The 18,487-nt window shown below is 61.3% G+C and carries 18 protein-coding genes; 7 read left to right on the top strand and 11 right to left on the bottom strand.

Features of this window, described 5'->3' with window-relative positions:
- The first annotated feature begins 1 nt into the window (after position 1).
- On the top strand, positions 2 to 982 hold the full coding sequence (locus tag V6657_RS22410; protein ID WP_048933568.1) for a helix-turn-helix domain-containing GNAT family N-acetyltransferase: 981 nt from the start codon (positions 2 to 4) through the stop codon (positions 980 to 982).
- A gap of 34 nt (positions 983 to 1,016) precedes the next feature.
- Entirely contained in the window at positions 1,017 to 1,829 is an 813-nt protein-coding gene (locus V6657_RS22415; RefSeq protein ID WP_137884524.1) for an arylamine N-acetyltransferase, read from the top strand.
- A 38-nt stretch (positions 1,830 to 1,867) separates the two neighbouring features.
- Here V6657_RS22415 and V6657_RS22420 read toward each other — a convergent pair whose 3' ends face one another.
- Positions 1,868 to 2,884: a 1-aminocyclopropane-1-carboxylate deaminase gene (locus V6657_RS22420; RefSeq protein ID WP_048933566.1), complete on the bottom strand. Its 1,017-nt coding sequence runs from the start codon at positions 2,882 to 2,884 to the stop codon at positions 1,868 to 1,870.
- 160 nt (positions 2,885 to 3,044) lie between these two features.
- On the opposite strand from V6657_RS22420, the gene V6657_RS22425 reads away from it, so the two are divergent.
- Complete coding sequence (locus V6657_RS22425; protein WP_048933565.1) at positions 3,045 to 3,560, top strand: AsnC family transcriptional regulator; 516 nt, start codon at positions 3,045 to 3,047, stop codon at positions 3,558 to 3,560.
- Between the two features lie 256 nt (positions 3,561 to 3,816).
- On the opposite strand, the gene V6657_RS22430 is transcribed toward V6657_RS22425, so the two are convergent.
- The 5 genes from V6657_RS22430 to V6657_RS22450 all read right to left on the bottom strand — a co-directional run bounded on the left by V6657_RS22430 (position 3,817) and on the right by V6657_RS22450 (position 8,228).
- On the bottom strand, positions 3,817 to 4,278 hold the full coding sequence (locus V6657_RS22430; RefSeq protein WP_048933564.1) for a MarR family transcriptional regulator: 462 nt from the start codon (positions 4,276 to 4,278) through the stop codon (positions 3,817 to 3,819).
- Positions 4,279 to 4,438: 160 nt separating this feature from the next.
- The gene (locus V6657_RS22435) at positions 4,439 to 5,152 is read right to left on the bottom strand and encodes an SDR family oxidoreductase (RefSeq protein ID WP_048933563.1); all 714 of its coding nucleotides are present in this window, start codon (positions 5,150 to 5,152) and stop codon (positions 4,439 to 4,441) included.
- Between the two features lie 72 nt (positions 5,153 to 5,224).
- Positions 5,225 to 5,599, bottom strand: a complete 375-nt coding sequence (locus V6657_RS22440; protein ID WP_048933562.1) for a hypothetical protein — start codon at positions 5,597 to 5,599, stop codon at positions 5,225 to 5,227.
- Positions 5,600 to 5,632: 33 nt separating this feature from the next.
- Positions 5,633 to 6,514 carry an NmrA family NAD(P)-binding protein gene (locus V6657_RS22445; protein ID WP_048933561.1) on the bottom strand — a complete coding sequence of 294 codons (882 nt, stop codon included), beginning with the start codon at positions 6,512 to 6,514 and terminating at the stop codon, positions 5,633 to 5,635.
- 760 nt (positions 6,515 to 7,274) lie between these two features.
- Positions 7,275 to 8,228, bottom strand: coding sequence for an aromatic alcohol reductase (locus tag V6657_RS22450; protein WP_048933559.1), 954 nt, complete (start codon positions 8,226 to 8,228; stop codon positions 7,275 to 7,277).
- A gap of 92 nt (positions 8,229 to 8,320) precedes the next feature.
- On the opposite strand from V6657_RS22450, the gene V6657_RS22455 reads away from it, so the two are divergent.
- A complete protein-coding gene (locus V6657_RS22455; protein WP_048933558.1) occupies positions 8,321 to 8,734 on the top strand; it encodes a helix-turn-helix domain-containing protein in 414 nt (137 codons plus the stop codon).
- Positions 8,735 to 8,951: 217 nt separating this feature from the next.
- On the opposite strand, the gene V6657_RS22460 is transcribed toward V6657_RS22455, so the two are convergent.
- Positions 8,952 to 9,350: a nuclear transport factor 2 family protein gene (locus V6657_RS22460; protein ID WP_171017925.1), complete on the bottom strand. Its 399-nt coding sequence runs from the start codon at positions 9,348 to 9,350 to the stop codon at positions 8,952 to 8,954.
- An 81-nt stretch (positions 9,351 to 9,431) separates the two neighbouring features.
- On the opposite strand from V6657_RS22460, the gene V6657_RS22465 reads away from it, so the two are divergent.
- Entirely contained in the window at positions 9,432 to 10,373 is a 942-nt protein-coding gene (locus V6657_RS22465; RefSeq protein ID WP_048933556.1) for a LysR substrate-binding domain-containing protein, read from the top strand.
- 145 nt (positions 10,374 to 10,518) lie between these two features.
- On the opposite strand, the gene V6657_RS22470 is transcribed toward V6657_RS22465, so the two are convergent.
- Entirely contained in the window at positions 10,519 to 12,090 is a 1,572-nt protein-coding gene (locus tag V6657_RS22470; RefSeq protein ID WP_048933555.1) for an MFS transporter, read from the bottom strand.
- 151 nt (positions 12,091 to 12,241) lie between these two features.
- Between V6657_RS22470 and V6657_RS22475 the strand changes: the two genes are divergently transcribed.
- Both V6657_RS22475 and V6657_RS22480 read left to right on the top strand, forming a co-directional pair.
- Complete coding sequence (locus tag V6657_RS22475; protein ID WP_048933554.1) at positions 12,242 to 13,147, top strand: LysR family transcriptional regulator; 906 nt, start codon at positions 12,242 to 12,244, stop codon at positions 13,145 to 13,147.
- Positions 13,148 to 13,749: 602 nt separating this feature from the next.
- A complete protein-coding gene (locus tag V6657_RS22480) occupies positions 13,750 to 14,373 on the top strand; it encodes a hypothetical protein (RefSeq protein ID WP_137884525.1) in 624 nt (207 codons plus the stop codon).
- A gap of 90 nt (positions 14,374 to 14,463) precedes the next feature.
- On the opposite strand, the gene V6657_RS22485 is transcribed toward V6657_RS22480, so the two are convergent.
- The 3 genes from V6657_RS22485 to V6657_RS22495 form a co-directional block, all read right to left on the bottom strand.
- Complete coding sequence (locus V6657_RS22485; protein ID WP_248694634.1) at positions 14,464 to 15,225, bottom strand: alpha/beta hydrolase; 762 nt, start codon at positions 15,223 to 15,225, stop codon at positions 14,464 to 14,466.
- Between the two features lie 300 nt (positions 15,226 to 15,525).
- The gene (locus tag V6657_RS22490) at positions 15,526 to 17,112 is read right to left on the bottom strand and encodes an isocitrate lyase (protein ID WP_048933551.1); all 1,587 of its coding nucleotides are present in this window, start codon (positions 17,110 to 17,112) and stop codon (positions 15,526 to 15,528) included.
- Positions 17,113 to 17,463: 351 nt separating this feature from the next.
- Positions 17,464 to 18,435, bottom strand: a complete 972-nt coding sequence (locus V6657_RS22495; RefSeq protein ID WP_048933550.1) for a YafY family protein — start codon at positions 18,433 to 18,435, stop codon at positions 17,464 to 17,466.
- Between the last annotated feature and the right edge of the window lie 52 nt (positions 18,436 to 18,487).

Below are 18,487 nucleotides of genomic sequence, written 5' to 3' on the forward strand. Positions count from 1 at the left end.
CATGGATTTCATCGAAGCGCCCGCCAAGCCCCGCGAGCAAACCATCAGCGACTTGCGCGAGGTGTCGCGCAGGCTGGTGCGTGAACTCGGTTTCATGCGCAGCACGCTGGCGCAGAGCGATCTACCACCCTCCGCCGTGCACGCCATCCTGGAGATTGCCGGCACGCCCGGCATCCAGGCGCGCGATCTGGCCGAACGCTTGCGGCTGGACAAATCCAGCACCAGTCGCCAGGTCACTCGCCTGGAATCTGCCGGGCTGGTCGAGCGCCGCGCCTGTGATGACGACGGCCGATCTTCCGAGCTCTACCTGACCCGCGCTGGCCAGCAATTGCGCCGCAAGATCGACGCCTATGCGTCTGACCAGGTATCGAACGCGCTGCGCCACCTCGCCCCGTTGGACCAACAGCGGCTGCTCGCGTCGCTGTCGCAATACGTCAGTGCGCTGGCGGATGACAACGATCACAAGCCGTCGCAAGGCGGCACCGGAAGTGGCATCCAGATCGTGCAGGGCTACGTGCCCGGCTGCATTGGCGACATTGCAAGCCTGCACGGCCGGTTCTATGCGCAGCACTGGGGGTTTGGTGTGTTTTTCGAACGCCGGGTGGCAACGGAGCTGGCCACGTTTGCAGCCGCGCTGCCCGACGACAACAAGGCGCTGTGGCTATGCGTGGAGAACGGCCGCAGCCTGGCGTCGCTGGCGATGGACGGCAACCCCCACTACCGCGCTGCGCACCTGCGGTGGTTCATCGTCGATGATGCGTTGCGCGGCACTGGCGTTGGGCGCGAACTCATGTCGCGCGCCATGCGCTTTGCCGATGCGCATTTCGACGAAACCTATCTGAATACCTTCAAGGGCTTGGATGCAGCACGCCACCTCTATGAGTCGTTCGGCTTTGTGCTCACGCAGGAAGAAGAAGGGTCGCAGTGGGGCAGCACGGTGACGGAACAGCAATTCCGCCGCCGCTCAAAAGGTCGTGCATAGTCGTGGCTTCGGTCATTTCGCAAGGACGTTGCACGTGACACCTTCCATCGATCTGGACGCGTATCTCAACCGCATCCAATGGGGCAGCGATGTTCGCCCAAGTTACGACACCTTGGCCGGGCTGCTGCGCGCCCACATGCTGCACATCCCATTCGAGAACCTGGATGTGCTGCTTGGGCGCGGCATCCGCATCGACCTCGACAGCATTCAGAACAAGCTCGTGCGTGCACGCCGCGGCGGCTACTGCTTTGAGCATTCAACGCTGCTTGCTGCGGTGTTGGAGCAGCTCGGCTTTCAGCCGATCCGCCAGTTGGCGCGGGTGACTGTGTTGAGGCCACGCACGGAGATGGCCCGCACGCACATGTTCCTGACCGTGCCGCTGAAAGAGGGCACGTTTGTGGTCGACGCCGGGTTTGGCGCATTGGCCCCGCGCGTGCCGGTGCCGCTGAAGGAGGGCGTGCCGGCCACGATCGACAGCGAAACCCATTGGATGGTGCGCGACGCAAACCGCTGGAGCCTGCGCGCGCAAGTGGGCGACAAACCTCCCGTGGACGCCTGGGTGTCGACGTTGGAAGAGGAAGGTCCGGCCGATTTTGAAATGGGAAACCACTTCACGGCAACGTACCCGGCATCTCCGTTCCGCAATCAGATCCTGCTGCGTGCGCTGACGAAAGACGGACGCGTCTCCGTGTTGAACCGCAACGTCACGATCGTGCGCGCAGGCACGTCGCACAAGATCGAGTTGGCGGATCGCACCGCGTTGCGCACGCTGCTTGCAGACCACTTTGGGTTCGATCTGCCGGAGGTCGAGCAGCTTCGCGTGCCCGACATTCCGGAGTGGACCTGATCGACGTCACTCCACCCCGGCTGTCGTGTGCGTGCAGGTCAACCGTTACGGAACAGGAAGCTGTAACCGTTCAGCGCGGGCACACCACCCAGGTGCGCATACAGCACGCGTGAGCCCGCCGGAATGTCACCCCGGCGGATCAGATCGATCATGCCCTGCATCGATTTGCCCTCATACACCGGGTCCGTCAGCATGCCCTCGGCGCGGGCGCACAGGCGGATGGCGTCGAGCGTCTCTTGTGATGGCACGCCGTACTCCGGATACGCGTAGCGCGTGTCGAGCACCACATCGGCATCGGTAATGTCGCGGCCCAGGTCCACCTTGTCGGCCGTCTGCCGGGCAATGCGCAGGATCTGCTCACGCGTCTGCTCCGGCTTGGCGGAAGCATCAATGCCGATTACGCGATCCGCGCGGCCATCCGCCGCAAAGCCCACCACCATGCCCGCCTGCGTGCTGCCCGTGACCGAGCACACGATGATGTAGTCGAAGGTGAAGCCGAGCGCTTTCTCTTGCTCGCGCACTTCCTCCGCAAAGCCCACAAAGCCCAGGCCACCCAGCGGGTGGTCTGACGCACCGGCGGGAATCGCATACGGTTTGCCGCCCGCGCGGCGCACGTCTTCCAGCGCCTGTTCCCAGCTTGCTTTGAACTCGATGCCGAAGCCCGCATCCACCAGCCGCACATCCGCACCCATGATGCGCGACATCTGGATGTTGCCCACGCGGTCATACGCGCCGTCAAACCAGTTCACCCAGTTCTCCTGCACCGTCACGCAGCGCATGCCCAAGTGCGCCGCCACCGCCGCCACCTGCCGCGTGTGGTTCGACTGGATGCCGCCAATGGTGACCAGCGTGTCGCAGCCCTGCGCCAGCGCTTCCGGAATCAGGTACTCCAGCTTGCGTGTCTTGTTGCCGCCAAAGGCCAGGCCGCTGTTGCAGTCCTCCCGCTTGGCGTAGATCTCTACCTTGCCGCCCAACTGTGAGGACAGGCGCGGCAACGCTTGAATGGGCGTCGGCCCAAAGGTGAGCGGATGGCGAGGAAAGCGTTGCAGGTTCATGTGCGTTGCTCCGGTTCAGATGGGTGAAGGGAGGGGGAATCGGGTGCCTCCATGCTAGGGAACAACACACGAAACAGGGTTGTGAATATTGGCCTGTTGACGCATCATGGCACGCAGAATCAGGTACGCTGGTATCTGAAATTGTGCGTAGATACTATTTATGGCAACAAAATTGCGTGCAAGAGCCAAGGCAGCGCCAAAACCAACCGCGCCGCCGCCCGAGCTGGATCGAACAGACAAAGCGATCCTCCGCGCCCTGCAGAAAGACGCCTCCATCAGCAACGTTGCGCTGGCCAAGCGGGTGAACCTGAGCCCGGCTGCATGCCTGCGGCGGGTGGAGCGGCTCAAGGCCGCCAAGGTGATCCGGGGGACGGTCGCGCTGCTCGATCCGCAGGCGATGGGGGCGGGCACCGTGGTGTTGATCGGCGTGGTGCTCGACCGCTCCACGCCGGAGTCCTTCGCTGCCTTTGAGAAGGCCGCGCAGAACATCTCCGGCTGCATGGAGTGCCACCTGGTGACGGGGGAGTTTGATTACTTCCTGCTGATCCGCACGCGGGATTCAGAGAGCTTTACGCGGTTGCATGCGGAGCAGTTGTTGTATCTGCCGGGGGTGCGGCAGGTAAGGTCGTTTATGGGGTTGAAGGAGGTGGTGAGTCGGGCGGAGGTGGTGGTTTGATTGGCTGCTTTCGACCCACAGGAGCCGCCCAGGGCAGTGAACGACAACGTCCCAAATGCACCGCGTAACGGTCATAGATCCACTGCGTCACATTCGCCCGTTCCATTGATGACCATCAATACGAACATCGCTTCCACACGCGTGGTCTCGATCCCCCTCCGTGAACGCTTTCTCGAACCCGCGTGGATTTCGTAGCCCTTCGTCGAACGACTATGTGTTTGAGGAACGACGTTGTTGCCGCAATGCATCCGGAGGCTTAGTCTTGCGACGAACGCATCGACACGTCGCCGATGACCACCCCTCTCAATCCTTCTCGCAACGCCGCAACATTGTCCGCGCCGTTCAGTTGCTCGAACTCCCGTTGCGCTTCCTGCCAGAGTGGGGATGCCCTTTCGTACAGATGCCGTCCCTCCTCGGTGAGTTCGACAAGGCGGCTTCGGCCGTCGGTAGGCGAGGGCTTGATCGTGACGAAGCCGTCGCGCTCCAGGAAGCCCACCATTTTCCCCATCGCCGTTCGTTCGATATCGAGCCGTTCGGCAAGGGCGTTGACCGGCGTGCTGCCCACTTCGTCCAGGGCGGCCAGGGTGAGGAATTGCGTGATGCGCAGGCCCGAGGGCTCGAGATGGCTATCGTAAAGTCGGGAGATCTGCCTGCTCGCCTTCCTGACGGCGAAGCAGTTGCATTGATCGATTCCGAGCGGCTGGTTAACGGGCAACATCTGTTGCACTCCTGATTTCAGTGAATTGCGCGAACGCCACGCGCGCGTCGCGCAAAGGTACGAATGTATCTATTGATGAAAGCCGGGAGCAACAGCGCCGGCGTACGATCTGCACACCTCGTGGCTCGCCGCTGAATCCGGCCCGTATCGACTGCGGTGTTCAAAGCCCTGCCGGCGGTGTGATGTAGCCGGGTATCTCGGCCGCGAGCGTGCGCTTCAGCACCGCTGTCCCCTCGTCGGCCATGACCTCGCTCTTGCCAGCGGCGAGCGCGTCGTAGGTCTGTCGCACGACGTCCTCGGGACTGGCTTTAGGCACGTCGATGCCGTTGGTCAGATCGGTATCCACGAACCCGACGTGCAGACCGAGAACCTGGATGCCACGCTCGCGCAGGTGAAAGCGAAGCTGGTTCGTGTAGCTCCAGGCGGCGGCTTTCGACGCGGCATACGGTGTCAAATAGGGCCGCGGGAGCCACACGATGTCGGAGAGCACGTTGATGATCGCGGCATGCGGCTGGGCCGTCAGGATCTGTTCGAAGGCCTGTGTGACGCGCACCACGCCGTAGTAGTTGGTATCGAACATGCGGGCGGATTGCGCCTGCACGTCGGCCGCCAAAGGCCCGTCGATCAGAGCGGCAATGCCTGCGTTGTTGACCAGCAGCGTCGTGTCGGCCGCCAGTTTCGCCGCCTCGGCGATCGACGCAGGATCCGTGACATCGATCCTGACCGGCACAATGCCCGGCTCGTCGAAACCGCTCGTGTTGCGCATGCCCGCGTACACCTTCGCCGCCCCTCGCCGAAGTGCCTCGCGTGCAAACGCAAGGCCCAGGCCGCGATTGGCGCCGGTGATGAAGACGTTCGCATTCTTGATATCCATGACAAGCTCCTTTTTCAAAAGCCGCGCGCCAGGGAAGTGCCGATGCCCTCCATGAGCGCGCGGGTGCCTGATTCAAAGAAAGACGTGTTCCGGCAACTGTTTCGAAAGCAACTCCCGCAGATGGGTCGCGAGCGTCAGTACGGCGCCAAGCGGGCTCATCCGCACGCTGACGCGCGACACCGAGCCGTCTGCGTTGCGATCGGCGACCGCGACCGCGCTCAACGTCTCGCCGCTCGTCAGGACGGCCTCGTATTCGAGAAAGAGTCGCGAGCCGACGGCTTGAACGAACGTTGGCGTCTGTGACACGTAAAAGGCCCCAACGGCGTCGACGGCGAGCCGGATTTCGTCGCGCCCGATCACGGGAGCGCGCAACACCGAGCTGACCAGCTCGGCGTCGGCCGTCAGATCATCGAGAAACGGGTGACGGTCAGGTTGGATAGGTAACATTTTCAAACCTCTCGATTCGTTTCAAGGACGTGTTCATACGAATGCGGCCCGATATTTCGCGACGAACTGCTGGACCGACAGCGGCGGCTGTCCGGTGACCTTCTCGACGACGTCGTTGGTGCCCGAGAAGATGCCGTCGCGGTAGTTCTGTGCGACTTCGACCAGATGCTGCGTGAGGAACGGTGGAAACTTGTAAAGGGTTTCCATCTTGATCCGGAATGCCTCGATGGAAGTCGGCGCGTATTCGATCCTGGCGTCAAGAACCTCGCTCATCGCGGCCGCGATCTCGACGTGGTCCATCTCGACGGGGCCGTGGAGCGTGTAGGTCTTGCCCTCGTGGCCTTCGGGGTTGGCGAGGATATGGGCGATCACGCGTCCCTGATCGTCGCTGGCGATGGGCGCGTGACGGCCATTGCCAAACGGAAATTCGATCTTCTTCGTGGCCCATATCTCCCGCGCAAAATGCGGATAGACGAGCCAATCGGCAAAGAAGGTCGGGCGCAAATGCGTCGTTGCGACACCCGACCAATCGAAGACCTGCTCGGAGACCCAGTGATCCTGTGCCGCGTGGCTCATCGACTCCCGGCGCGCGGAAATCTGCGACATGTTGACGATCGCCGTGACGCCCGCTTCCTTTGCCGCCTGCGCGAAATAGGCCGCGGCCCCGATGATTCCCGGCGCGATCGGATGAAGGAAATACGCAGACCGGATGCCTTCCATCGCTGCCCGAATGTCGTCGATGTCGGTGAAATCCCCGACCGCGACATCGACACCGCGCTGCCTCAGGGCTGCCGCCCGATCGTCGTCCGTGCGCACATAGGCCCGCACGCGTTTGTTCATCTTGAGCAGTTCGTCAATGGCAATACTTCCGGTACGTCCAGTTGCACCGCTCACAAGAATCTCTGGCTCGTTCATCGCTTCGCTCCATTCGAAAGTGAGAGCATATGCTCTCTTGAGGCAAATAATAGGAGCATATGCTCTCACTGTCGAGTTTTTTGGTTGGCACCCCGGATAACATCACGCTCGGTTCGGCAGACAGCATTGCTAGCGAGCATCGACGGGATGCCGCGCAGGTGTCCCGCAATTGAAAGCGCCAGAGGCGTCGATATCGTGGTTGCTTACCTCGATGGCGGAGTTCAGTGTCTGCTCACCTCAAGCAGGGACGGGACCATGCGAATCGACGAAGTGATTGTCCGTGGCGTGACGCGGGCGCTGGAGATCATCAGCAAGGGCCCCGAGCATTCGATCTGCCCCCGGATTCGTGCCAGTTGCAAACCGCAAATCGCCGTTCGCGCGGCTCATCGCTAACAATTCAGTGCCCGACGATGCGACGGATCAGCCAGATGTGTGAGGGGCCGCTACTCTCTCGGGAGCCGACATTTGAGTGTCCATCCGCGGGCGCGAGCGAACGACTGAAAGTGGCCGGAAGCAGCCACTCGTAAGGCAGGAGATCAACGACCGCAACCCGTAGCGGTCATTCAATCTTCGGCGCCATCAACGACCGCTGACAAGCAACTTCCGCCTCCCGTCACATTGCTTTAACACGCCAACTTCACCGAGCAGAACTCGGTAGAAGTCAGTACCGAATACGGAAGCCCGCCCCCTTCGCTGGGGGCGGCTTTCTGCTCTGGGAAGCTGTCGTCGATGACGTTTGCTGGGAGAGTCCGACCGACGATTACTCGCTGCGGCCCGAAGTAAGGTTTGCCTTGATCCACGATGCCACGTCGGTGACCGGAATGGCGTGGCGTTGATTGAACGTCCCGCTCTTGTCCCATGCGACACCCCGCCCTTGAGCAAAAGCCGCACGATACTTGCGCATCATGTTGTGCGGATCGCGTGCCAGCTCGTCCAGCAAGTACTGCTCGCTCCAGGCCGAATGGGTGAAAGGGCGGCCGAGGGCCGCTTGCAGCTTGTCGGCGACCTCACCGTAAGTCACGGTGTCGCCGGCCAGATACACGATCTCGTCCCGGATGCGCGGTTTGGCGAACACGATCTCGGCGGTCAGCGCTCCAATGTCATCCGGCGTCGTCAGCGTTACTGCGGTGTCGAGGCTGCCTAGTGCGTGGACTGCATCGTTTTGTAGGTCGACCACACCGAAATCTGGCTCAAACAGGTAGCTCATGAACATGCCGGTCGAGATGATGACCCACTCGGTCTGGTGCTGACCGCGCAGAAATTCGCGCACGTCCAACTGTGCGTCGAAAATGTCTTGCGGACTGCCGCGACCAATCACATCAAAATCGACCCCGAACTGCCATGGGAAGTACCTCGGGATACGCGCCTGCAAGGCCGCGCGCGCCAGCTTCATTGGCGTGTCGATGCCGGCTGCGTAGCCCGCGCAACCGATGACCGTGTCATATTGCGCGAAGACTTTGGCGAGCTCGTCGATGGAGCTCTTCACAAGATCGCCGACGACAATCTCGATCCCAAGATTCCGGATCTCCGCGATATCTTGTTGCTTGCCGGGTGTACTGGATTCAACGGCACTTGCGCGCAGCAGCACGCTGATCTTCGCGCCGTCCACGTCCTTCGCGCGGCGCGCAAGATTGCGCAGTACCGGCAGGCCGAGTTCGCCGGCACCGAGCACGAGAATGTTTTGCGACGTCGCGTTAGGATCTGTTGGGTTCATCGTCTAGCCTGCCAAGGAATGTGTTGCGGCAGTCTAGCGATGCATGGACGTGCGCGAAAGAAGGTACACGCGTGATACTGGGAGCCAGGCAGTTGGATCGAGACGAACTTCTCAACTATTCGCAGACCGTATGTGACGGCCTGAGAGACGATGATGATGGCCTGCGGCGGGAGGTGCTCGCACATGCCGGCAGCCGTTGGTCACTCGGTGTGGTCCACACGCTCGGCGTGTACGGCAGACTGCGCCACGCAGAAATCGGTAGGCGCATGCACGGGGTGACTCAGCGCATGTTGACGCGCACGTTACGACTGCTCGAGCGTGACGGCTTGGTGCTTCGTCACGATTTCGAAGAGATACCGCCCAGAGTCGAGTACGAACTGTCCGACACGGGCATGGAGCTGCTCGTTCGCATGGTCCCGCTTTGGACCTGGATCGTGGAGAACGCGGACCGCTTCCGGGAAGCGAGGCTGAATTTCGACAGACAGCACCGCGACGCAAACTCGTAGCTTGCCGGGTGTTGATTGCCCCCCTGCTGTCTGGCAGGGAGAAAGATTGGCGCCCCTTGGGTGGGCGGCCGATGGTGGCCGCGCGCAGGAAGTGCCGCGCTTCAGCTACCGGCGGATGTCGGCGTGATCAATGAATACCCTGCGAGTGCGTGGCGATCAAAGTCGGCACCAGCCCTTCCCAAACGCCAGCCTTCGGTATCGAGCGACATCGATTCGGCTACGCGTATTTGTCACCTACCGTACTGCGAATCGGATGGGTGTCGTAGACGATGATCATCCGCTCGATGAGCCCTTTGTCGTCGAATTCGAAAACATCGACGCACTCGAAACGCACTGCGGCCCCATCTTTGAGCCCCCAGTCGTAGATGAAGTAACCCGTCGCGCGTCGGGCGCCTGTCGTGCTAACGCAGATGTCGATCGGGGTTATTTTGCTTTCACCAGACGCTGCGTTGACCTTCGCAAAGAATGGGGCGGGGTGCATCCAGCCGAGAAAGGGCGAGAAGATTTGGGCGTCTGGCGTGAACAGCGCACAGATCGCCGCGACATCGCCGCGCTCCAACTCCCTGAGATAGTTGCGAACCTGCCGCGTGTATAGTGCTTCGGACGATGAGGCCATGTGCATTCTCCGGTCATTCGTTGACAACGCCGCACGCTCATGCGGACGCGCGTTAGATGCACGCACGATATCGATGCACCGATGCCCGAACAATCGAAAAATCCGCAACCCGGGTATGCAGCCCATGCATACCCATTGGCTGACTTGACGCGGGCGTTGCCGCCGTTGGCGGCGCTCCAGTCATTCGTCGCCGCGGCGCAACTCGGGAGCATCAGCAAAGCCGCTGATCATCTGTGTCGAACGCAGGGCGCGGTGAGCCGTCAGATCCAGCAGCTGGAAGCGCACTACCGGTGTGCTCTGTTCGTGCGCCATGCGTCTGGGCTGACGCTGACGGCGGAAGGAAGCGAACTGTTGAGCGTGGCCGTAAGCGTACTCACGCAACTGGTTCAGCACGCAGACATTCATGCCAAGACAGCGTCTATCGTCACCCTGCGGGTGCCGTCCACGTTCGCGATTCGCTGGTTGCTGCCACGTCTGGCAGACATCAATGACGCCTTGCCTGGAACAGAACTCCGTATCTCCACATCGGCGGACGACACGCCGGATTTCACTACGCCCGACGTCGACGCCATCGTTGTGCGTGGAACCGGTCAATGGGCAGGTATGGAAGCAATTCCGTTGTTTGCCGAGCAACTCACACCGATGTGCACAAGCGAAATGGCCGCATCACTGAGCTCGGCAGCCGATCTTGCTCATGTCACATTGCTCCATCCCGGGCACGGCCATGAGGAGTGGCGATGCTGGCTGGAAAGCGTTGGCGCACGGCACGTCGACGCGGACCATGGACTCGTTTTTGATACCCTCGAATTGACGCTCACCGCTGCGGCGGAAGGGCACGGAGTTGCAATCGGCGATCCCCGCATGGCGCGGGACCGCCTGCGAGCGGGGACACTGGTGACGCCTTTTGTCGACGTGGCGCGAAATGGCTTGTCGTACTTTGTCGTCTATCCGTCTCAACGAGCTGCACAGTCCAAGATTCGCGCCCTCGCTGACGTCTTGTTTCGGCTTGCGCAGGAAGACTGATTGTTATCGAGGGAAGCCGTGAGCAGAACGCCTCGAAATGGTGGCGACATCTGGACTCGAACCGAACACTTCCGGGGTATGAACCCGGTTGAATCCGCAGTCGGAAGCGGCCGATCTTCCCACACATCACAGCACGGCGCATGCCCTACGGGCTAGGGTGGCGGCCCGCCCCATCCAGCGCAGGCTCCCGGTGCTGCGCCCGCGTGTCGGGGCCAAACGCCATGATGCTGAGCACGGCCAAGGCCCACGCGGCGATCACACCGTACAGCATCACGCGCTCGAAACCGTGCACAAGCGCGGCATGAACGATCACGCTGTTCGGATCGACAGCGGCAAGTTCCGCGCTGCCCTGCGTGAGATGCGCAAGATTGCCGGCGGCGACCTTTTCTGCGAGCAAACGCAGCGGCCCGGTTTCGGAAAAACCGGAAAGTGCGCGCGTGAGGTAAGAGAGCACGCCTTCGAGAAGAATGAAACCCATGAGGGCGATGTTGATGGCCAGGCTGATCAATCGGGCGCTCATATCGATGCCCGACGCCATGCCTGCGCGGTCTGGCGAGACCGAGCCCGTGGCGGTATTGGTGACCGGTGTATTGGTCAGGCCCAGCCCCGTTCCGCACAACAGGCAACCCGGCAGCATCGTGAGCCAGCTGGCGTGCTCCATGTCAGCGCCAAGCCGCATCAGCATGAAACCGAGGCCGATGGAGAACATGCCGAGCGGAATGACTCTGCGTGCTTCGAACCTGAGCGCAAGCCGCTCGGCAAACGGTGGGATGACAAGTGTCGGTAGCGTATAGGCAAGCAGCGACAGTCCGGCGTCCACACTCGTATAACCGAGTGCGCCCTGAAAATAGATCGGCAGGTAGATCATGAACGGCCAGTAGCTGAAGTTCATGCCCATTGCCCCGAACATCGCACCGGAAAACGAGCGGATCCGGAACACCGAGAAGTCGAACATGGGGCGAGGGCTGCGCTTCTCGACAACGACAAACGCGACGAAACTCAACACCGTCGCGGCGGCGATGCTCAATGCGGTGGGGCTGCTGAACCCGAGGTCCGGACCTTGCGTGATGAGATAGACGAGGCCGAAACACCACACCGAAAGCGTGAGGATGCCGGGAACATCCAGCCGTTGCGCATGCGGGTCGCGGGACTCCTGCACACCGGCCAGGACCAGGCCCAGCGCAACGATCGAGATCGGCGCGTGGATGAGGAAGACCCACTGCCAGTTGGCAACGGCGACGATCATGCCGCCAATGATCGGACCGAAGCCGAGTCCGATGCCGAAGATGATTCCCCAAGCGCCAAACGCCTTGCTGCGCTCACGCCCTTCCTGGAACTGATGCGAAAGCACGGCCACCTGGCAGATCAGCATCGCGCCACCGCTCATCCCTTGAAGAAACCGGCTGACGATCAGGACGGACGCGCTTTGCGCGAGCCCGCAGACCAGAGAGGTGATTCCAAACATCACGATGCTGGCCACATAGATGCGTTTGCGCCCGAAGCGATCTGCCAGCGCCCCAGTGGCCATCAACACCGTGGTACACGCGAGCGTATAGGCGTTCATGATCCATTGGATCTCCTTGAAATCGGCGTGCAGCACGCGTTCAAGGGTCGATAGGATCGTCGGGACACTGGATATTTCGAGGCCAAACATCAGCGAGGTCAGGCAAACGGCTGCCAGTGCAAGCGCGTTTTTTGGAGGGCGGGAGAAGGTCATGACGCGTGTGGAAAAAGGGGGCAGCCGCTTGGTCATGTCCGGTGTGGACGACGGCGCGGCCCGGTCAGAAGCACGTCGGTGTACTGTATCGGGAATAAATTTCCCTATTGACGTGATTTTTTCCCATTAATTGCTCCGTAACAGAACCAATATGACTGACAGGCTCGATGGGGTGGCGGTCTTTGTGCAGGTGATTGAGGCAGGCAGCTTCACGCTTGCGGCCGAACGCATGAACCTCACGCGTTCCGCAATCGGCAAGGTGATTGCGAGGCTGGAGGCGCGGCTTGGTGTGCACCTACTCCATCGCACGACGCGCAGTCAGACGCTGACGGAGGCTGGACAGGCCTACTACGACCGATGCGTTCGGGCGCTTGCCGAGCTTGATGCGGCAGAAGCCGAACTCGAGAGCGGACACCGTGAGCCGCGCGGCCGCCTGAAGGTCAGCGTGCCGATCGCGTTCGGTCACCTTTGTGTCGCGCCGGTGTTGTTCGGGCTCGCACAAAAACATCCCAACCTTCAGATCGACATCTCGTTTACAGACCGGGCGGTTGATCTCGTGGAAGAAAACATCGACCTTGCCGTGCGCATCGGCGATTTGCACGACAGCACGAGCCTCGTGGCACGGCGCATCGGCGTGCAGGACACGAGCATCGCGGCCGCGCCGTCGTATCTGGCACGGCGGGGGACTCCAGTCGAGATTGATGACTTCGAAGGGCATGCGGGCATCGCCTACTCGCGCGCCGGCGTGCCGTCGCCATGGCGCGTGCGCGATGCAGACGGCAATGCGCAGGAACTCCGCATCACGCCGCAACTGAGCCTGGACGATATACAGGCGATTGCAGGCGCAGGCATCGCTGGCCTTGGGCTCGTGCAGTTACCGTGCTGGCTGTTGGCGCGCTATGTGGCAACGGGTGAGCTCGCCGTGGTGAGAGAGCGTTGCTGCGTGCGACCGTGGGATATCCATGCCGTCTGGCCGAAGACGCCGTATTTGCCCTTGAAGACCCGTTGTGCAGTCGATGCGCTTGTCGCCGAAATCCCGCTGATGGATCTTGGGTGAAGTCCCTAGCCTGACTTTGCCGGTTTCATTGGCCCGGCTGAGGTCAATAAGACTTCCCCGCCACGCTGGCAGATTCCAGTTCCCGCGTCACGATGCTGACCCCGCCGACATTGGCAACCGTCCTGATCATGCCGCCCCCGGGTGCAGACCATTCATCCGCCGTCGTCGTCACCGTTCGGACGAAGTTGGACGCCGTCTGTGTCGTTTGGTAGTGGCACGTTGCTAAACGACTTCCTTATCAACGTCTTTTTCTGTCGTGCAGCGCCCCTAAATTTGGGGATGTTTGCGCCCACCCGGTTTGTTATTTCTGCCCTTGCCTGAGCGATCCCCCTTTTCAACGGCTCAGGTCATGTTCAAAACAGGGAGAGACAACAATGAAACGTACAAACCGGCTGGCGACCTTGCTCTTATGTGCAAGCGCCGCTCTGATGACCGTCGCATGCGGCGGTGGCGATGATGGCAGCGGTGGCGGCAACGCATCCGGGTCTGGAGGTTCCCCCACCGGCGATGGCGCAAGCTGCAGTGCCGTTAAACCGCAATGCACGGTGTCTGCGTCTCCGGCATCCACGGCAAACAGTCCATTGCCCGCTGGGACCAACGTTGTGCTCAGCGCAAGTTGCAGCACGGGCGTAACGCAAGCGGATTGGTTTACCAATGCGCAGACCTTTGCCAAAGGCCTGAATGTGACCGTCAACCCGAGCACGACAACGGGCTACGGTTTTGCCTACAGCAACTGCGCAGGCGGTGACCACGCGGGCCTCTACGTCTACGTGGGGTCGGGTTCCAATGGCGGCACGCCGGGCAATGGGGGCGGAAACAACGGCGGTGGCAGCAGTGGTAGTAGTGGGAGCATCAGCACCAACTCCGGCACAAGCGCGGTCAATTGCTTGCGCATGGGCACCAACGCGCAGGGCTCGATTACCGTAACGAATACCTGCAACGCCAGAATCTTCACGTCCTATTGCACCCTCTATGCAACGCCGCCCAGCTCAACAGGCGCGTTGTTCGTCTGCCGCGGTCAAGCGGCTTCCTTTAGCCCCACGGGTTACGTGTATGAACAGGGCTCGGGGTCAATCGCCCCGGGGCAGACGGACATTCTCGTGGGCACCGCTGTGCAGAACCAGAAAGCCTGGGTGATGGCCTGCGCGAGTGGGAATCCGCATATCGTCGACTTCAATACGCCCACCATCAACGCCAACTCCACAGCAACGGGCATTTGCTCCTGAACGTATGCGTATGCCGAACCGGCTTTCGCCATGCCACACGTGCGGAAGCCGGTTCACACGTGGGCGAGGTGGGGCGTGTTGCGCTGGGGCTTACATGGCACCGTTGCCAGCGATGCGCTCAATCAGAATCGCGGCGTAGCGCTCGGGCTGCTCAATATCCGGAAAGTGCCCGCAGTCTTCAAAGCGAAGCATCTCCGCATGCGGTATGCATTCGCGTAGCGAGTCGGGATCGGTGCCGCGGTGCGAATGGTCCTGCGTCCCCCAGATGATGGTGCAGGGCGTCTTGACGGCTTGCTGCGCTGCTGCGTTCTCACGCATCAAACCTTGAACCACACCCGCCAGGCAGAAACACCCGCCGCCGGAAAGCGCGTGATGTGCGGTCTGCTGAAAAGGTTGCGCATCGGTTGTTCGTGGTAGCGCACGGCTATACCAGCGATGCGCCGCCTTTTGTCGGAACAGCCACGCCGCCACCTGCCCGATGAAGGGAACATGTAGCGGCCGAGGGACGTTCCGATGCGCCCAGGCGTGCATCGCAGGCAGCGATGGCGTTTGAGACAGCACCAGATGTGTAATGCGCTCCGGCGCCACGCGGGCGGTTTGCAGGGCATAGAAGCCATTGGCGCAACTGAATGCCAGCGCAGCCGTCTTGATTCCCAGCGCGTCCAGAACGCCCAACACGGCTTTCGCGCCCTGCACCAGAGAGTGCGTGTAGGTTGGCTGCGGAAACGAAAATCCAAAGCCCGGCATGTCGAAGCACACCACCCGGAAGCGCTGCGCGAGCAGGCCAATCAACACCGCATAGTGTTCGATCACATTGGGGCCGTCCGGCACAAACACGATGCACGGTTTCAAGGTCCCAGAGTCGTATGCGCGAATGGGCCCGACTGGTGTGTTGACTTGGAAGGTCGGCAGAGCGTCGCCGCCTTGGCGCTTGAGATGTAACTTCGAAAACCGTGTCAGCAGGCTATCAACGAGAGAACCAAGCATGGAGGTGGGGTGGTGGGGTGAGAGCGTGTCTTCGTGTTCGACGCGGGGGTGCCCGATGCCGCAGTCAACCCAGCATGGTGCCCCAGCCGGCGCGTCTTTTCACTTAGCCACCCCAAAAAAAACGCCAACCCTAAGGTTGGCGTTTTGCTTGAGGTAAGACCCGTATCAGTGGAACTGATTCATGGTGTTGTCCTTACCAGCTGCCTTCAGGGCTGCTTCACCGCTGAAGTATTCCTTGTGGTCGTCGCCGATATCCGAGCCCGACATGTTCTGGTGCTTGACGCAGGCGATGCCCTGGCGGATTTCCTTGCGCTGCACGCCAGCCACGTAGCCCAGCATGCCTTGGTCGCCGAAGTATTCCTTGGCCAGGTTGTCGGTCGACAGCGCGGCGGTGTGGTACGTCGGCAGCGTGATCAGGTGGTGGAAGATACCGGCTTCACGCGATGCATCAGCCTGGAACGTGCGGATCTTCTCGTCCGCCTGCTTCGCCAGTTCGGTGTCGTCGTATTCCGTGCTCATCAGTGCGGCGCGCTCGTAGGACGACACATCCTTGCCGGCTTCCTTCATGGCGTCGTACACCTGCTGACGGAAGTTCAGCGTCCAGTTGAACGACGGGCTGTTGTTGTACACCAGCTTGGCATTCGGGATGACCTTGCGGATCTCGCTCACCATGCCGCCGATCTGCGCGATGTGCGGTTTCTCGGTTTCGATCCACAGCAGATCAGCGCCGTTCTGCAGCGAGGTGATGCAATCCAGCACGCAGCGTGCTTCGCCCGTGCCGGCGCGGAACTGGAACAGGTTGCTCGGCAGGCGCTTCGGACGCAGCAGCTTGCCGTCGCGCTTGATGACCACGTCACCGTTGCCCAGTTGGTCGGCCGACAGCTCTTCGCAATCCAGGAACGAGTTGTACTGATCGCCCAGGTCGCCCGGCTCGTTGGTCACGGCGATCTGCTTGGTCAGGCCAGCGCCCAGCGAGTCGGTACGGGCCACGATGATGCCATCGTCCACACCCAGCTCCAGGAACGCGTAGCGGATCGCGCGGATCTTGGCCAGGAAGTCTTCATGCGGCACGGTGACCTTGCCGTCTTGGTGGCCGCACTGCTTCTCGTCCGACACTTGGTTCTCGATCTGGATGCAGCATGCACCGGCTTCGATGAACTGCTTGGCCAGCAGGTAGGTGGCTTCAGCGTTGCCGAAACCAGCGTCGATGTCGGCAATGATGGGCACCACGTGGGTGACGTGGTTGTCGATCTTCTGCTGGATGGCGGCCTTGGCGGCAGCATCCTTGGCAGCGTCCAGATCGCGGAACAGGCCGCCCAGTTCACGGGCATCAGCCTGGCGCAGGAACGTGTACAGCTCGCGGATCAGCGCGCTGACCGAGGTCTTCTCGTGCATCGACTGGTCCGGCAGCGGGCCGAACTCCGAGCGCAGCGCAGCGACCATCCAGCCCGACAGGTACAGATAGCGGCGCTCGGTGCTGTTGAAGTGCTTCTTGATGGAGATCATCTTCTGCTGACCGATGAAGCCGTGCCAGCAACCCAGCGACTGGGTGTACTTGGCCGGATCAGCGTCGTAGGCAGCCATGTCGGCGCGCATGATCTTGGCGGTGTACTTGGCGATGTCCAAACCCGTCTTGAACTTGTTCTGCGCGCGCATGCGGGCAGCGTACTCGGGGTTGATCGCATTCCATGCGCTGCCGTGGGTTTCTTTCAAACCGGCAACTGCCTTGATGTCGTCTTGGTACTGGGCCATGTGTCTCTCCTAAGGGCAAAACGTGTTTGAGTAACTGGCTGGGTGTGTCGCCACGTTGGTCGAAACTCGAAGCGAACCGCATGACCAAATTGTAGTTCTGCCTTGATGCGTCGCAACAAGGTCTTATATAAGACATAAGACTTTGTTTGTTGTTATTTTTCAATGGGTTACGTGATGTTTTTTGCAATGCGGAAAGTGTTTTCGCGGAGCGAAAACGAGGTGACGCGGAAATTCCAGACGGATTTCGTAATGTGAAACGGGCTTTCAGTCGCCGGAGAGAGGCAGGCTCGGGCAGGTCGAGCGACGACGGTTGGGGAACTTGTGGAGGTGCGCTGGCACGGCTGCGCGGGCTTACTTCTTATAGAGCGCCTTCAACTGCAACAGCTCTTCCATCAGCTGATGCTTGAGCTCCTGCGGCCCCAGGATCTTGACGTGCGCGCCGTATCCCAGCAGCTTTCGCGCACCGTGCTCGATGGATTCGATGGGCATCAGAAACGCCTTCCAGCCGGATGGCACCTCGGCACGCCCGGCATCCTGCGCGACAGGCATCGTTTTGACGCGCGCGTTGATCAGCCAATTCTCGCCACGCGGCGATACGGCAATGTGCGCCGTCAACCGATAGAGATCGGTCTCGTACCGGTGCATGGCGTCATGCCAGTGCTTGGCCAGATCAAACCGCGCAGGCCGCTTGAAACGGCGGCGCGAGGGTTTGAGTTCAACGATCTTCGCCAGCCGAAAGGTCAGTGGGCTGGGCTTGCCCACCACCTTGGCAACCAGGTACCAGGCACCGCCCTTGAGCACCAGGCCAAGCGGTTCAAGTTCGCGGTCGGATACGCCGCGCCAACTCTCGTACTTCACTTCGATACGGTGCGCGCTCCACACCGCGTCGGCCACCTCGCGCAAGAACACCGGCGTTTCCTGCGCGCGGTACCAATCCACCGTATCGATATGCAGCCGGCTGGCGACGCGATCCGCATGCTCGCGCGAGTCCGGGGCCAGGCTGGCGATCATCCTCCGCCGGGCAGAGGTTGCCATGCCGTCCAGGCCAAGCTCCGTTGCTGGGCCAGGCAAACCTGCCAGAAACAGCGCGTGCGCCTCTTGCTGGGTGAGGCCGGTGAGATCGGTGCGCCAACCCTCGCGCAGTTGAAAGCCGCCGTTGCGACCGCGGTCTCCCCAGATGGGCACGCCGGCGGTGGAGAGCTGATCGATATCCCGCAGGATCGTGCGCTCGGAAACCTCCAGCGCTTCAGCCAACGCCGGTGCGGTCATCCGCCCGCGCGCTTGCAGCAGCATCATGATCGACAGCAGCCGGCTCGCTTTCATGAATGTCCCACGACCTTAAATACATGACATGAGGTGTCATGTTAATGGACAT

The organism is Ralstonia sp. RRA (genome assembly GCF_037023145.1).
GTDB lineage: Bacteria > Pseudomonadota > Gammaproteobacteria > Burkholderiales > Burkholderiaceae > Ralstonia.

What these genes read in the sequence shown, in the direction of transcription:
- V6657_RS22410 (WP_048933568.1), top strand. Translation starts at nt 2, where the DNA reads ATGGATTTCATCGAAGCGCCCGCCAAGCCCCGCGAGCAAACCATCAGC.
- V6657_RS22420 (WP_048933566.1), bottom strand. Translation starts at nt 2,884, where the DNA reads ATGAACCTGCAACGCTTTCCTCGCCATCCGCTCACCTTTGGGCCGACG.
- V6657_RS22425 (WP_048933565.1), top strand. Translation starts at nt 3,045, where the DNA reads ATGGCAACAAAATTGCGTGCAAGAGCCAAGGCAGCGCCAAAACCAACC.
- V6657_RS22430 (WP_048933564.1), bottom strand. Translation starts at nt 4,278, where the DNA reads ATGTTGCCCGTTAACCAGCCGCTCGGAATCGATCAATGCAACTGCTTC.
- V6657_RS22435 (WP_048933563.1), bottom strand. Translation starts at nt 5,152, where the DNA reads ATGGATATCAAGAATGCGAACGTCTTCATCACCGGCGCCAATCGCGGC.
- V6657_RS22440 (WP_048933562.1), bottom strand. Translation starts at nt 5,599, where the DNA reads ATGTTACCTATCCAACCTGACCGTCACCCGTTTCTCGATGATCTGACG.
- V6657_RS22445 (WP_048933561.1), bottom strand. Translation starts at nt 6,514, where the DNA reads ATGAACGAGCCAGAGATTCTTGTGAGCGGTGCAACTGGACGTACCGGA.
- V6657_RS22450 (WP_048933559.1), bottom strand. Translation starts at nt 8,228, where the DNA reads ATGAACCCAACAGATCCTAACGCGACGTCGCAAAACATTCTCGTGCTC.
- V6657_RS22460 (WP_171017925.1), bottom strand. Translation starts at nt 9,350, where the DNA reads ATGGCCTCATCGTCCGAAGCACTATACACGCGGCAGGTTCGCAACTAT.
- V6657_RS22465 (WP_048933556.1), top strand. Translation starts at nt 9,432, where the DNA reads ATGCCCGAACAATCGAAAAATCCGCAACCCGGGTATGCAGCCCATGCA.
- V6657_RS22470 (WP_048933555.1), bottom strand. Translation starts at nt 12,090, where the DNA reads ATGACCTTCTCCCGCCCTCCAAAAAACGCGCTTGCACTGGCAGCCGTT.
- V6657_RS22475 (WP_048933554.1), top strand. Translation starts at nt 12,242, where the DNA reads ATGACTGACAGGCTCGATGGGGTGGCGGTCTTTGTGCAGGTGATTGAG.
- V6657_RS22490 (WP_048933551.1), bottom strand. Translation starts at nt 17,112, where the DNA reads ATGGCCCAGTACCAAGACGACATCAAGGCAGTTGCCGGTTTGAAAGAA.
- V6657_RS22495 (WP_048933550.1), bottom strand. Translation starts at nt 18,435, where the DNA reads ATGAAAGCGAGCCGGCTGCTGTCGATCATGATGCTGCTGCAAGCGCGC.